Source organism: Mycolicibacterium rutilum (assembly GCF_900108565.1).
GTDB lineage: Bacteria > Actinomycetota > Actinomycetes > Mycobacteriales > Mycobacteriaceae > Mycobacterium > Mycobacterium rutilum.
The window spans coordinates 45,812-61,591 of sequence record NZ_LT629971.1 but is presented as its reverse complement, the minus strand read 5'-3'; the positions used below and the strand labels follow the sequence as shown (position 1 = coordinate 61,591).

Annotated in this window: 7 protein-coding genes; 6 read left to right on the top strand and 1 reads right to left on the bottom strand. The window is 67.4% G+C overall.

Annotation, left to right across the window (positions count from 1 at the left end):
* The first annotated feature begins 6 nt into the window (after positions 1-6).
* The 6 genes from BLW81_RS00265 (at position 7) to BLW81_RS00240 (ending at position 14,762) form a co-directional block, all read left to right on the top strand.
* Entirely contained in the window at positions 7-2,214 is a 2,208-nt protein-coding gene (locus BLW81_RS00265; RefSeq protein WP_083405451.1) for a molybdopterin-dependent oxidoreductase, read from the top strand.
* 82 nt (positions 2,215-2,296) lie between these two features.
* The gene (locus BLW81_RS00260; protein ID WP_083405450.1) at positions 2,297-4,033 is read left to right on the top strand and encodes an alpha/beta hydrolase family protein; all 1,737 of its coding nucleotides are present in this window, start codon (positions 2,297-2,299) and stop codon (positions 4,031-4,033) included.
* A gap of 84 nt (positions 4,034-4,117) precedes the next feature.
* Positions 4,118-5,860, top strand: a complete 1,743-nt coding sequence (locus BLW81_RS00255; protein WP_083405449.1) for a hypothetical protein — start codon at positions 4,118-4,120, stop codon at positions 5,858-5,860.
* A gap of 284 nt (positions 5,861-6,144) precedes the next feature.
* Positions 6,145-9,648, top strand: coding sequence for a DNA-directed RNA polymerase subunit beta (rpoB, locus tag BLW81_RS00250; protein ID WP_157897514.1), 3,504 nt, complete (start codon positions 6,145-6,147; stop codon positions 9,646-9,648).
* A 35-nt stretch (positions 9,649-9,683) separates the two neighbouring features.
* Positions 9,684-13,628, top strand: coding sequence for a DNA-directed RNA polymerase subunit beta' (locus tag BLW81_RS00245; RefSeq protein WP_083405448.1), 3,945 nt, complete (start codon positions 9,684-9,686; stop codon positions 13,626-13,628).
* A gap of 138 nt (positions 13,629-13,766) precedes the next feature.
* Positions 13,767-14,762 (top strand): calcium/sodium antiporter, encoded by a 996-nt coding sequence (locus BLW81_RS00240; RefSeq protein WP_083405447.1) that lies wholly within the window; start codon positions 13,767-13,769, stop codon positions 14,760-14,762.
* An 81-nt stretch (positions 14,763-14,843) separates the two neighbouring features.
* Here the strand turns inward: BLW81_RS00240 and BLW81_RS00235 are convergent, their stop codons facing one another.
* Positions 14,844-15,776: an NmrA family NAD(P)-binding protein gene (locus BLW81_RS00235; RefSeq protein ID WP_083405446.1), complete on the bottom strand. Its 933-nt coding sequence runs from the start codon at positions 15,774-15,776 to the stop codon at positions 14,844-14,846.
* Positions 15,777-15,780: the final 4 nt, after the last annotated feature.

Genomic DNA, 15,780 nt, shown 5'->3' with positions numbered 1-15,780 from the left:
GGCCCGGTGAACGTCAGCCACGAGCCGACGTTCTGCCGGATCTGCGAGCCTCTCTGCGGGATGATTGCCACCGTCGAGGACGGTCGGCTGGTCGCCCTGCGACCCGACAAGGACCATCCGGTGTCGGCGGGGTTCGCCTGCCAGAAGGGCATCGCGTTCAGCGAGGTCGTCAACGACCCCGACCGCGTCACCACCCCGCTGCGCCGCACTCGCGTTGATGGTCTTCGCGCAAGCGGCTCATCCGAAGACGGGTTCGAACCCGTCAGCTGGGACGAGGCGATGGCCGACATCGCTTCGCGCGTCGCGGCTGTGCACCGCGACCACGGTTCGGGCGGCATCGGCTGGTACTTCGGCAACCCGGGGGCGTTCAACTACTCGTACACGATCGCGCTGCAGTCGATGACGTTCGGCTTTCCGCGGATGCACCTGTTCACCGCGGGCTCGCAGGACGTCAACAACCGCTTCGTGGCCAGCCAGCTGCTGTACGGATCGCCGCTGGCGCTGCCGGTGCCCGACGTGCTGCGCACCGATCTGCTCGTCGTCATGGGCGCCAACCCCGTCGTCTCGCACGGCAGCGTGCTGACCGCGCCGCGGATCCGTGACCGCATGCACGACATCGTCAAACGCGGCGGCCGCGTGCTGGTGATCGATCCGCGCAGGACCGAGACCGCCGCGCAGTTCGAGTGGCTCGGCATCGTCCCCGACGGCGACGCGTTCCTGCTCCTGTCGCTGCTGCAGGTGATGTTCTCCGAGAACCTCGCCGACCGCGCGCGGCTGGCGCGGCACGCCGACGGCGTCGACTGGCTCGAACAGCTGGCGCGTCCGTTCAGCCCGGAGGCCACCGAGGCGCACACCGGGATCGACCCGGGCACCGTGCGGGCGCTGGCCCGCGATCTGGTGCGCACCGAACGCGCCGCCGTGTACGGCCGCGTCGGCACCAGTATCGGCGAAAACGGCACGCTCACAACGTATCTGATCGACGCGGTGAACCTGGTTGCCGGCAACCTCGACGTGCCCGGCGGCAGCATGTTCGGCCGCCTCGGCATTCCGGGGGAGCGGTGGCTGACCAAGGCCGGCGGTGCACTGCTGCGCGGCGTCTACACGCGCCGGCGCTCACGCATCGGCGGGTTCCCCGCGGTGCTGGGGTCCGAGCCCGCCGCGGTGATGGCCAAGGAGATCACCACACCCGGACGCGGACAGATCAAGGCGCTGTTCGTCGGCGCGGGCAACCCGGTGCTGTCGGTGCCCAACGGCGACGAACTAGAACGCGCGCTGGAGTCGCTGGACCTGATGGTCGGGATCGACCTGTACGTCAACGAGACGCTCGCGCACTGCGACTACGTGCTGCCCGCGACGTCGATGTACGAGCGCGACGACTTTCCGCTGCCGTTCCAGACGCTGCAGCCGACGCCGCTGCGGCAGGCCACCGAGGCCGTCATCGCGCCGGTCGGGCAGGCCCGCGCCGAGTGGCAGATCATCGACGACCTGGCCGGCCGGCTGTCGCGGACTACGCCGGGTTTCGCTCTCCTCGCCGGCGTTCGGAAAGTGTTGTCGCTGTTCGGGGCTCGGTTGTCGCCGCGGATGCTTGCCGATGCGGTGATCCGGCTGTCCGAGGGCGGCGACCGGTTCGGGCTGCGGCGCGGGCTGAGCTTTTCGAAGCTGACGCGTGAGCACCCGCACGGCGCCGTGCTGGCACGTTATTTGCGCGGCGGCGTGTTGCGCGATGTTGTCGTCTACCGCGGCGGGCGGGTGCGGTTGCGGCACGACTCGATCGGCGCGGAGGTGGACAAGCTGTCGCGGCGCCGGGTGCCTGACGGCTATCCGATGCGGCTGATCGGTATGCGCGAGGCGCGCTCGGAGAACTCGTGGCTGCACAACGCGCCGCTGCTGATGCGCGGCGGGCGCGCCCAGCACGCGCTCGTCCACGCCGACGACGCCGCGGCGGCCGGCATCGACGACGGCGACCTGGTGCGCATCGCGTCGCCGCACGGCGAGATCGAGCTGCCCGCCACCGTGACCAAGGACATCGTCGCCGGGGTGGTCGCGGTGCCGCACGGCTGGGGCCACAAGGGCACCGCCGGCTGGCGGGTGGCCAACAGCGCCGGCGGCGCGAACGTCAACCGGCTGATGTCGAGCGCCGTCGACGATGTCGAGAGCTTGGCCGGGATGGCCCGGTTGACCGGTGTGCCGGTGCGGATCAGTCCGAGCGGCTGAAAACACCTCGCCGAAGTGACAACGCACGTTATCTTTACGCGTCGAAATCCGTGTGCGTTCGGCGCAAAGAGATTGGTGGGTCATGGTCGACCGGTTCGTGACGTGGTTCAGCGTCGGTGTGCTTACGGCGGGAATGTCGGCGGCGGTGCTTGCGGGTGCGGGCGCGGCGATCGCCGACGAGACCGGCTCGTCCGGCGCTGACAAGGCCAACACCTCGGAGTCGTCGAAACCGGCTGAGAACGAGGCGGATTCGACGGATCAGGAGCCGGCTGAGTCGACTGAGCCTGAGTCGACTAAGCCTGAGTCGATGGAGCCTGAGCCGACGGACGAGGACGTCGCGGAAGAGGAGCCGGCCGAAGAGGAGACGACCGAAGAAGAAGAGCCGGTCGAGGAAGAACCCGCGCGGGAGCCGGAGAAGGACAAGGGGTCCGACCGCGTCGAGGACGAGCCGGACACGGCTGCGGCGCCCGCCGCGAAGGCCGTCGTCGCCACCCAAACCCGGTCGAAGGACACGTCCGAAGCCAAGGTCGACGACACCGTCGCAGAGACGGCGACCGTCGCACCGGCCGTCGAGCAGGAAGACGTCGTGCTGGATGCGCCCGTCGTCGACGAGCAGGCCGAGACCGAGGCGGTGGCGTTCGCGTCGGCGCCGGCCACCGCGGCCATCACCGCGACCGCGATGGCTCCCCGGATGCCCGCCATCGTGCGGTTCATCGGCACGCTGGTGTTCAACCTCTACGCCGTGGCGACCCGGCTGCTGGGCGGGCCGCCGATTCTGCCGGCGAACAGCACTGTCACCGTGCGCAGTTCGACGCTGCGCATCGACTGCGCCTGCGAGGACGGCAAGGGTGTCGAGGTGCCCGCCGACTGGTACATCCCGCAGGGCGCCGAGGAGAACCCACCCGAGCGGATGATCTATCTGCAGCACGGGTTCCTGGCGGCGGGGCCGTGGTACAGCCACACGGCGGCCGCGCTGGCCGAGCAGACCAACAGCATCGTGGTGGCCCCGTCGATCACGTCGAACTTCTTCGCCGCCGACGCGTGCTGGCTCGGCGCCGCGCCGATGCACGAAGGCATGGCCAAGCTGTTCGACGACGGCAACACCGCGCTCGCCGAAAGCGCTGCGGCCGCGGGCTACACCGGCCCGATTCCGGACCGGGTGGTGCTGATGGGGCACTCGCTCGGCGGCGGCGCGGTGTCGGGCATCGCCGGTTACATGGTCGAGCGCGAGACGATCGACCGGCTGGCCGGCGTGGTGCTGCTCGACGGCGTCGGGCTCGACGACCCGGAGCGGATGACGGAGTCGCTCAGGCTCGTTCCGCTCGACATTCCGATCTACCAGCTCGCCGCACCGGTGTACTTCTGGAACAACTTCGGTGTCGGCCTGGACGCGCTGGTCGAGGCGCGGCCGGACACGTTCGTCGGTGTCACGCTCGTGGGCGGGTCGCACGTCGACGCCATGCGAGGCGGCAACCCGCTCATCCAGTTCGCCCAGGAGCTGGTGGCGGGCTTCTCGAAGCCGCAGAACTCGGCGGCCGCGCGGATGCTGATGGTCGGCTGGGTCAACGACATGTTTGCCGGAAACCAGGAGGAGGGCATCTACCTCGAGCCCGGCGAGGCGTTCAGCTTCGAGACCCCGAAGGGTGAGGCGTCGGTCGTCGCGCTGCCCAACACGCTGACCAAGTGGTTCCCGTTCAACTTCCTCAAGCCGTTGGTGCCGCTCATGGACGGGTTATTTACCTTCGAATCAACCTGTGTCGCCGAGTCCGTCGGCGCACGCACCGCGGCCGGGACCTGTCAGGGGTCCATCGCGGCGTGACGATCGGGCGGTTCCGCGTAAACCGCCCTGATGGCGACTCGGCCGGGGTTACCGTTTGCTGAATCGTCGTCTTCAGGGGGTCGTATGGCGGGCCGGTTTCTGGCGTGGCTGAGTGCGGGAGTCCTCCTCGCAGGCGTGTCCGCGGGGACGATCCTCGGAGCGGGCCTCGCCTTCGCCGACGACGACCCGTCCGGCGACGCGGGCACGTCGCAGTCGACTTCGCCTGACACGCAACAGGATTCGGACGTCGACAACACCGACGCCGACCCGCCCGCGCAAGAGGACGAAGAGACTGAGGACGTCGTCGAGGACGACGACGAAGAGGTCCCCGCCGAGGACGTCGACGAGCCGACCTCCAAGCCCGAGGACAACGACGACGAGGTCGACGAACCCGCGGCCGTCGAGTCCAAGAGCGACACCCTCGTCACCCGATCCGTGGTAGCGACGCGGGCGGAACCGGAGCCCGCACCGGAACCCGAGCCGACGCCGGTGAAGCCCGAGAAGATCGAGGAGCCCGACGAAACCGTCGTCGCCGCGCCGGTCGAGGCAGTGACCGTCGACGCGCCGTTCATCGACGAGGTCGAGCCCTCACCGGCCACCGCCCGCGTCATGATGACCGCGGCCGCGGATGTGCCGGCTCCGGCGCGGCCGAGCCTGATCAACGTGATCGGCACGCTCGCGTGGAGCGTCGCCGATTTCTTCATCAACCTCGTGGTGGGCCCGCCGGTGGTGCCGGCCGGGTACTCGGTGACCGCGGGGCGGTCCACGATGAAAATCGACTGCGGCGACGGGTACCACGCCCAGGCCGACTGGTACTTCCCGACGAGCGGCGAACCCGACAAGCTCATCTACTTCCAGCACGGGTTCCTGTCCCCGGCGGCGACCTACAACGTCACGCTGACAGAGTTGGCCGAACGCAACAACGCGATCGTCGTCGCGCCGTCGATCACCTCGAACTACTTCTCCTGTGACGGCTGCAGCGTGACCGCCGACCCCATGCACCTGGCCGTGGCGAAACTGTTCGCGGGTGACCGCACCGCGCTGCGGGAGAGCGCGGCCGCCGCCGGATTCGAGGGCACGCTGCCGACGCAGTTCGCGCTCGCCGGCCACTCCGCGGGTTCGATGCTGGCGGCGGGCACGTCGGGCTACTACTACGAACGGGCGTCCGAGGAGCAGAAGGCCGACCTGGTGGGTGTTCTGCTTTACGACGGTTCGGCCGCCAACGGCGCGCTGGCCCGCGCTCTCGAGAAGCTGCCGGACGCGGTGCCGGTACTGAATATCGCCGGTGGTCCGACGGTGTTCAACAACGGGGGCGAGGCCAACCAGGTGTTCAGCGAGATGCGGCCTGATCAGTTCAACGGGGTGCAGCTGGTCGGCGGGGCCCACTCGGATGGGTTCCGCAGCAGCATCTACGGCGGTCTGGTGCAGGCGTTCGTCGGGCTGGCGTTCGGTCAGTCCCAGCCGCAGGACGTCGAGGCGGTCCAGGTGCTCACGCAGGGCTGGTTGGCCGACATGTTCGCGGGCCGGGTCTACGACGAGGACAGCCGCACCGGCATCTACGGCGACGTCGGCGAGATCGTCGACATCGACACCGACGCCGGCCTGGCGCGCGGTTACGTGCTGCCCGGTCCGCCGGCGGCGCTGTCGCCGATCGAGCGGTTCTTCGCGGCGCTGCTGCACTCGATCAACTCGAACGACTTCGCGGCGTGCGCGGTGGACCCGGACGCCGGGTTCTTTGCGCAAAACTCCACACCGAACACCGTGTTATCTCTTGACGGGAAGGCCATCACGCGCCAATCTGTTGGGCAGCAATGTATGGACGGGTAAGAGGTAACGAGTCGCCAGCCAGCGTCCCGTCAGCGGCCATGCATGCAGTTGGGTTGTGGATGTTGAGGAATACGCCGTCCTGCGGTACTGTTGGACGTTGCGCTGGCTGCATCCTGCCCACCTAAACCCGCACCTGACACCGAGGTCCTAGCCTGAGCCCCCGCTCAGTGATCTAGTCGCGTGCGTTTTGTTCGGGAGTTTGTGGTCGTGAGTGGCCAGCCGAACCGACGCAGATATCGCGGCTATAGGGAACCGGTCACCGGTCATCTCGATCGTCGCATGAGGTGCTGGAAGGATGCATCTTGGCAGGGTCTCGCCCAAACAAGACAGCTGAAGCTACTAAAAACTCCGTCCCCGGAGCACCAAATCGAATTTCTTTTGCGAAGCTCCGTGAGCCCCTCGAGGTTCCCGGGCTTCTTGATGTTCAAACGGAGTCGTTCGAGTGGCTGATCGGATCCGAGGCCTGGCGGGAGAAGGCCAAGGAGCGCGGTGACGCCAAGCCGGTCGGCGGCCTCGAAGAGGTGCTCACCGAGCTGAGCCCCATCGAGGACTTCTCCGGCTCGATGTCGCTGTCCTTCTCCGATCCGCGCTTCGACGAGGTCAAGGCGCCCGTCGACGAGTGCAAAGACAAGGACATGACGTACGCGGCGCCGCTGTTCGTCACGGCCGAGTTCATCAACAACAACACCGGTGAGATCAAGAGCCAGACGGTCTTCATGGGTGACTTCCCGATGATGACCGAGAAGGGCACCTTCATCATCAACGGCACCGAGCGTGTCGTGGTGAGCCAGCTGGTCCGCTCGCCGGGTGTGTACTTCGACGAGAGCATCGACAAGTCCACCGAAAAGACGCTGCACAGCGTCAAGGTGATCCCCGGCCGCGGTGCGTGGCTGGAGTTCGACGTCGACAAGCGCGACACCGTCGGCGTGCGCATCGACCGCAAGCGCCGCCAGCCGGTCACCGTGCTGCTCAAGGCGCTCGGCTGGACCAACGAGCAGATCACCGAGCGGTTCGGCTTCTCCGAAATCATGATGTCGACGCTGGAGAAGGACAACACCGCCGGCACCGACGAGGCGCTGCTGGACATCTACCGCAAGCTGCGTCCGGGCGAGCCGCCGACCAAGGAGTCCGCGCAGACCCTGCTGGAGAACCTGTTCTTCAAGGAGAAGCGCTACGACCTGGCCCGCGTGGGTCGCTACAAGGTCAACAAGAAGCTGGGTATTACGGCCGAGCCCGCGCAGACATCGGCGACCACGCTGACCGAAGAAGACGTCGTCGCCACCATCGAGTACCTGGTGCGGCTGCACGACGGTCAGAAGACGATGACCGTGCCCGGAGGCGTCGAGGTGCCCGTCGAGGTCGACGACATCGACCACTTCGGCAACCGTCGCCTGCGCACCGTCGGCGAGCTGATCCAGAACCAGATCCGGGTCGGCCTGTCGCGCATGGAGCGCGTCGTGCGCGAGCGGATGACGACCCAGGACGTCGAGGCGATCACGCCGCAGACCCTGATCAACATCCGTCCCGTCGTGGCGGCGATCAAGGAATTCTTCGGCACCAGCCAGCTGTCGCAGTTCATGGACCAGAACAACCCGCTGTCGGGTCTGACCCACAAGCGTCGCCTGTCGGCGCTGGGCCCCGGTGGTCTGTCCCGTGAGCGCGCCGGCCTCGAGGTCCGCGACGTGCACTCGAGCCACTACGGCCGCATGTGCCCGATCGAGACGCCGGAAGGGCCGAACATCGGCCTGATCGGCTCGCTGTCGGTGTACGCGCGGGTCAACCCGTTCGGCTTCATCGAGACGCCGTACCGCAAGGTCAACGACGGTGTGGTCAGCGACCAGATCGACTACCTGACCGCCGACGAGGAGGACCGCCACGTCGTGGCGCAGGCCAACTCGCCGACCGATGAGAACGGCCGCTTCGTCGAGGATCGCGTCCTGGTCCGCCGGAAGGGCGGCGAGGTCGAGTACGTCTCCTCGAATGAGGTTGACTACATGGACGTTTCGCCGCGCCAGATGGTGTCGGTCGCGACGGCCATGATCCCGTTCCTCGAGCACGACGACGCCAACCGCGCCCTGATGGGTGCCAACATGCAGCGCCAGGCGGTTCCGCTGGTGCGCAGCGAGGCCCCGCTGGTCGGTACCGGCATGGAACTGCGTGCCGCGATCGACGCCGGCGACGTCGTCGTGTCCGACAAGCCCGGTGTGGTCGAGGAGGTCTCCGCCGACTACATCACCGTGATGGCCGACGACGGCACCCGGCAGACCTACCGGATGCGTAAGTTCGCCCGCTCCAACCACGGCACCTGCGCCAACCAGCGTCCGATCGTGGACGCCGGCCAGCGGGTCGAGGCGGGGCAGGTCGTCGCCGACGGGCCGTGCACCGAGAACGGCGAGATGGCGCTGGGCAAGAACCTGCTCGTCGCGATCATGCCGTGGGAAGGGCACAACTACGAGGACGCGATCATCCTCTCCAACCGCCTGGTCGAAGAGGACGTGCTGACCTCGATTCACATCGAAGAGCACGAGATCGATGCCCGCGACACCAAGCTGGGCGCCGAGGAGATCACCCGGGACATCCCGAACGTCTCCGATGAGGTGCTCGCCGACCTCGACGAGCGCGGCATCGTCCGCATCGGCGCCGAGGTCCGCGACGGCGACATCCTGGTCGGCAAGGTCACCCCGAAGGGTGAGACCGAGCTGACCCCGGAGGAGCGGCTGCTGCGCGCGATCTTCGGTGAGAAGGCCCGCGAGGTCCGCGACACGTCGCTCAAGGTGCCGCACGGTGAGTCCGGCAAGGTCATCGGCATCCGCGTGTTCAGCCGCGAGGATGACGACGAGCTGCCCGCCGGTGTCAACGAGCTGGTCCGCGTCTACGTGGCCCAGAAGCGCAAGATCTCCGACGGCGACAAGCTCGCCGGACGCCACGGCAACAAGGGCGTCATCGGCAAGATCCTGCCGGTCGAGGACATGCCGTTCCTGCCGGACGGCACCCCGGTGGACATCATCCTCAACACCCACGGTGTGCCGCGTCGTATGAACATCGGCCAGATCCTGGAGACCCACCTCGGGTGGGTGGCCAAGGCCGGCTGGAAGATCAACGGTTCGCCGGACTGGGCCAGCGCCCTGCCCGAGGAGCTGTTGGAGGCCGAGCCGGGCAGCATCGTGTCCACCCCGGTGTTCGACGGTGCCCGCGAGGCCGAGCTGCAGGGTCTGCTGTCGGCCACGCTGCCCAACCGCGACGGCGAGAAGCTGGTCGACGATGACGGCAAGGCGCGGCTGTTCGACGGACGCAGTGGCGAACCGTTCCCGTACCCGGTGACGGTCGGCTACATGTACATCCTGAAGCTGCACCACCTGGTCGACGACAAGATCCACGCGCGTTCCACCGGCCCGTACTCGATGATCACCCAGCAGCCGCTGGGCGGTAAGGCGCAGTTCGGTGGCCAGCGCTTCGGTGAGATGGAATGTTGGGCCATGCAGGCCTACGGCGCGGCTTACACGCTGCAGGAACTGCTGACCATCAAGTCCGACGACACCGTGGGCCGCGTCAAGGTCTACGAGGCGATCGTCAAGGGCGAGAACATCCCCGAGCCCGGTATTCCGGAGTCGTTCAAGGTGCTGCTCAAGGAGCTGCAGTCGCTGTGCCTGAACGTCGAGGTGCTGTCTTCGGACGGCGCGGCGATCGAGATGCGTGACGGTGATGACGAGGACCTGGAGCGCGCTGCTGCGAACCTGGGAATCAACCTGTCGCGCAACGAATCCGCCTCTGTCGAGGATTTGGCCTAATAGTTTTCTAGTCCCGAAAGGGGAAAGGGAGTTACGTGCTAGACGTCAACTTCTTCGATGAACTCCGCATCGGCCTGGCCACCGCGGACGACATCCGCAACTGGTCCTACGGCGAGGTCAAGAAGCCGGAGACCATCAACTACCGCACGCTGAAGCCGGAGAAGGACGGCCTGTTCTGCGAGAAGATCTTCGGACCGACTCGCGACTGGGAGTGCTACTGCGGCAAGTACAAGCGCGTCCGCTTCAAGGGCATCATCTGCGAGCGCTGCGGCGTCGAGGTGACCCGCGCCAAGGTGCGCCGTGAGCGGATGGGCCACATCGAGCTGGCCGCGCCCGTCACGCACATCTGGTACTTCAAGGGTGTGCCGTCGCGGTTGGGCTACCTGCTCGACCTGGCGCCGAAGGATCTCGAGAAGATCATCTACTTCGCCGCCTACGTCATCACCGCCGTCGACGACGAGATGCGCCACAACGAGCTGTCCACGCTCGAGGCGGAGATGGTCGTCGAGCGCAAAGCCGTTGAGGACCAGCGTGATCTGGACCTGGCGGAGCGGTCGCAGAAGCTCGAGGCCGACCTGGCCGAGCTGGAGAAGGAAGGCGCCAAGAGCGACGTGCGCCGCAAGGTGCGCGACGGTGGCGAGCGCGAGATGCGCCAGATCCGCGACCGGGCCCAGCGTGAGCTGGACCGGCTCGAGGAGATCTGGGCGACGTTCACCAAGCTGGCGCCCAAGCAGCTCATCGTCGACGAGGTGCTCTACCGCGAGCTGCAGGACCGCTACGGCGAGTACTTCACCGGCGCCATGGGTGCCGAGGCCATCAAGAAGCTCATCGAGAACTTCGACATCGAGGCCGAGGCCGAGGAACTGCGCGACGTCATCAAGAACGGCAAGGGGCAGAAGAAGCTTCGCGCCCTCAAGCGGCTCAAGGTGGTCGCGGCGTTCCAGCAGTCCTCGAACTCGCCGATGGGCATGGTGCTCGACGCGGTTCCGGTGATCCCGCCGGAGCTGCGCCCGATGGTGCAGCTCGACGGTGGCCGGTTCGCGACCTCGGACCTCAACGACCTGTACCGCCGCGTGATCAACCGCAACAACCGGTTGAAGCGACTGATCGATCTGGGTGCGCCCGAGATCATCGTCAACAACGAGAAGCGCATGCTTCAGGAGTCGGTGGACGCGCTGTTCGACAACGGCCGTCGTGGCCGCCCGGTCACCGGGCCGGGCAACCGTCCGCTGAAGTCGCTGTCGGATCTGTTGAAGGGCAAGCAGGGCCGGTTCCGCCAGAACCTGCTCGGCAAGCGCGTCGACTACTCGGGCCGTTCGGTCATCGTGGTCGGCCCGCAGCTCAAGCTGCACCAGTGCGGTCTGCCCAAGCTGATGGCGCTCGAGCTGTTCAAGCCGTTCGTGATGAAGCGTCTGGTCGATTTGAACCACGCGCAGAACATCAAGAGCGCCAAGCGCATGGTGGAGCGGCAGCGTCCGCAGGTGTGGGACGTCCTCGAAGAGGTCATCGCCGAGCACCCGGTGCTGCTGAACCGCGCACCGACGCTGCACCGCCTCGGTATCCAGGCCTTCGAGCCGCAGCTGGTGGAGGGTAAGGCCATTCAGCTGCACCCGCTGGTCTGCGAGGCGTTCAACGCCGACTTCGACGGTGACCAGATGGCCGTGCACCTTCCGCTGAGCGCGGAGGCGCAGGCCGAGGCGCGCATCCTGATGCTGTCGTCGAACAACATCCTGTCGCCGGCGTCGGGCCGCCCGTTGGCCATGCCGCGTCTGGACATGGTGACCGGCCTGTACTACCTGACCACGATGATCGAGGGCGACACCGGCGAATTCACGCCGGCCGCCAAGGATCAGGCGGAGTCCGGTGTGTACAGCTCGCCGGCCGAGGCGATCATGGCGATGGACCGCGGTGCACTGTCGGTGCGGGCCAAGATCCGGGTGCGGCTGACGCAGCTGCGTCCGCCCGCCGACATCGAGGCCGAGCTGTTCAGCGAGGGCTGGAAGCCGGGCGACGCCTGGACTGCCGAGACCACGCTGGGTCGGGTGCTCTTCAACGAGCTTCTGCCGCTTGGCTATCCGTTCGTCAACGAGCAGATGCACAAGAAGGTGCAGGCGCGCATCGTCAACGATCTCGCCGAGCGCTACCCGATGATCGTGGTCGCGCAGACCGTGGACAAGCTCAAGGACGCCGGCTTCTACTGGGCCACCCGTTCGGGTGTCACGGTGTCGATGGCCGACGTGCTGGTGCCGCCGCAGAAGCAGGAGATCCTGGACCGCTACGAGAAGGAAGCGGACCAGATCGAGAAGAAGTACCAGCGTGGTGCTTTGAACCACGACGAGCGCAACGACGCTCTCGTGAAGATCTGGCAGGACGCGACCGAAGAGGTCGGCGAGGCGCTGCGTGCGCACTACCCGAAGGACAACCCGATCATCACGATCGTCGACTCGGGTGCCACGGGTAACTTCACGCAGACCAGGACGCTGGCCGGCATGAAGGGTCTGGTGACCAACCCGAAGGGTGAGTTCATCCCGCGGCCGATCAAGTCCTCGTTCCGCGAGGGCCTGACGGTGCTGGAGTACTTCATCAACACCCACGGCGCCCGAAAGGGTCTGGCGGACACCGCTCTTCGTACCGCCGACTCGGGTTACCTGACCCGTCGTCTGGTCGACGTGTCGCAGGACGTCATCGTTCGCGAGACCGACTGTGAGACCGAGCGCGGCATCAACGTCACGCTGGCCGAGCTGCGGGGTGAGGCCCTGGTGCGCGATCAGCACATCGAGACGTCGGCCTACGCCCGCACGCTGGCCACCGACGCGGTCGACAAGGACGGCAACGTCGTCGTCGAGCGCGGCCACGACCTGGGCGACCCGGCGATCGAGGCGCTGCTGGCCGCCGGCATCACCGAGGTGAAGGTCCGCTCCGTGCTGACCTGCGCCACCGGTACCGGCGTCTGCGCGATGTGCTACGGCCGTTCGATGGCGACGGGCAAGCTCGTCGACATCGGCGAGGCCGTCGGCATCGTCGCCGCGCAGTCCATCGGCGAGCCCGGCACGCAGCTGACCATGCGCACGTTCCACCAGGGCGGCGTCGGTGAGGACATCACCGGTGGTCTGCCCCGCGTGCAGGAGCTGTTCGAGGCCCGCATCCCGCGGAACAAGGCGCCGATCGCCGACGTCACCGGGCGGGTGCAGCTCGAGGAGGGCGACCGCTTCTACAAGATCACCATCATCCCCGATGACGGTGGCGAGGAAGTGGTGTACGACAAGCTGTCTCGTCGTCAGCGCCTGAAGGTGTTCAAGCACGACGACGGCACCGAGCGGCTGCTCACCGACGGCGACCACGTCGAGGTCGGCCAGCAGCTGATGGAAGGTGCGGCCGATCCGCACGAGGTGCTGCGTGTCCAGGGCCCCCGCGAGGTGCAGATCCACCTCGTCAAGGAGGTCCAGGAGGTCTACCGGGCCCAGGGTGTGTCGATCCACGACAAGCACATCGAGGTCATCGTCCGGCAGATGCTGCGCCGCGTCACGATCATCGACTCGGGTTCGACGGAGTTCCTGCCCGGCTCGCTGACCGAGCGCTCGGAGTTCGAGTCGGAGAACCGCCGGGTCGTCGCCGAGGGCGGCGAGCCTGCGGCCGGCCGTCCGGTGCTGATGGGTATCACCAAGGCGTCGCTGGCCACCGATTCGTGGCTGTCGGCGGCGTCGTTCCAGGAGACCACTCGCGTGCTGACCGATGCGGCGATCAACTGCCGCAGCGACAAGCTGATGGGTCTGAAGGAGAACGTGATCATCGGCAAGCTGATCCCGGCCGGTACCGGCATCAACCGGTACCGCAACATCCAGGTGCAGCCGACCGAGGAGGCCCGGGCCGCCGCGTACACGATCCCGTCCTACGAGGATCAGTACTACAGCCCGGACTTCGGCCAGGCCACTGGTGCCGCGGTCCCGCTGGACGACTACGGCTACAGCGATTACCGCTAGCAGTCAACGGAAAAGCCTCCGGGTTTCGACCCGGGGGCTTTTTCGTGCCCTGTTACTTGTTGCGCCGAACGTGGGTTACCCGCACGGCGTCGGCGGGTTCGGCGTGACACAAGCCCACACTCGGCGGTCGGTGGTCTGATGCTGGGCCACACGATCTGGTTCGCCGCGGGGCTGGCGCTGCTGATCGTCGGCGCCGAGGTAATGGTGCGCGGCGGCGCGGGAGTCGCGGTCCGACTGGGGATCAGCCCGATCGTCGTCGGCCTGACCGTGGTGTCGATCGGCACCAGCATGCCCGAGCTCGCGGTCGGTGTGGTGGCGGCGGGTGAGGGCAGCGGCGCGTTGGCGGTCGGCAACATCGCCGGCACCAACGTCGTCAACGTCTTGCTCATCCTCGGCCTCAGCGCGGCGCTGCTGCCGCTGGCGTTGCAGACCCGCACGATCCGTTTCGAACTGCCGATGATGGCGGCGGCCGCGGTGCTGCTGTGGGTGCTGGCCGCCGACGGGGTCCTCACGCGGGTCGACGGCATCGTGCTGGTGACGCTGGCGGTGGTCTACACCGTCGCGGTGATCTGGTCGGCGCGGCGCGAATCACGGGTGGTGGCAGGTGAGTTCGCCGCCGAACTGGTCAACGAGTTCGCGACCGACGAACCCGGTCACGCGGAATCCGGGGGCCGTCGCATGTCGGCCAACATCGCGATGACGGTCGGCGGGATCGCGGTCGTGGTGCTGGGCGCCGACTGGCTGGTCGACGGCGCCGTCGGCATGGCCCGCCAATTCGGGGTGTCCGACGCGTTGATCGGGTTGACGGTTGTGGCGATCGGCACGTCGGCGCCGGAGTTGGTGACCACCTTGATCTCGACCGTGCGCGGGGACCGCGACATCGCGATCGGCAACCTGATCGGCAGCAGCATCTACAACATCTTGTTGATCCTGGGCGTGACGTGCCTGGTGCCGGCGCACGGCCTGGCGCTGCCGTCGAGCCTGGTGACGATCGACCTGCCGGTCATGGTGGCCGTCGCGCTGGTGTGCATCCCGATCTTCATCTCGGGCCGTCGCGTGAGCCGCCTCGAAGGCGTGTTGATGGTGTCGGCGTATCTGGTGTATCTGTCTTTCCTGCTCACCACGCAGACCTGAACGGCCGAACGTGGGTTACCCGCACGGCTGCCGCGGGTTGGGCGTGACACAAGCCCACGCTCGGCGCTGTGGGGGAGGGCGTCAGGCGGGCTGGCGCCCGGTGAACGCGTCGAGGTTGGCCTCGAGGAACTCCCGCAGGGTGATCGGGGCACGGCCGATGAGGGCCTTGAGCGCCTCACCATCGGCGGGCAGCGTCCGGCCGCTTTGCGACACCATGTGCCCGACGGCCGAAATGTGTTGCGCCATCGCCGGGTTGACGACGTTCTCGCCGTGAGTTCGGGCCAGGTGTTCCAGGTCGGCGCGCCACTCGTCCCGCGTGACGGGTTCGTAGCGCACGCGCTGGTCGGTGAGCTCGGCGAGGAGTTCGGCGACGTCGTCGTGGCCGAACACTTCCGATCCCTTGGGGTAGTAGACGGCCTCGGTGAAACGATCGGGATCGAGCAGTGCGGCCAAACTCAACTCCGCGGCGTCGCGGCCGCTGATCCAGGCGACGCCCTCGGGCCCGAACGAATTACGGATGAGCCCGCGTTCGCGGACCGAGTCGCCGTGCAGGACGACGAGGTTCTCGTGGAACAGCGCGGCGACGCGCAGGATCACCAGGTCGAGGCCGGCCCACTCGAGGATCTGCTCGGCGAGCCATTGCGCGCGACCGAGATTGCTGAGGTTGTCGGGGTGGGCCGGACCCATCGACATCACCACGGTTCGCGGATGGCGCCCGACCTCGCGAACGGCCGAGGCGTAGTTCGCAGCTGCCGGGATGACGCCGGCATCGATCGGATAGGTGAAGTACGCCAGGTCGACATCGGCCAGGGCGGGCACCAGAGTCCGGCGGTCGTGCAGGTCGCCGACGACGACCTCGGCGCCCAATTCGACGAGCCGATCGGTGCGCTCGCCCAGCGTGCGGGCCAGCACTCGCACCGTGCGGCCCTCGTCGCGCAACCGGCGCACCAGGTACTCGCCGGTGTTGCCGTGGCGGCCGGTCGCACCGGTCACCAGGATCGGGTTGTCGGTCATCGTT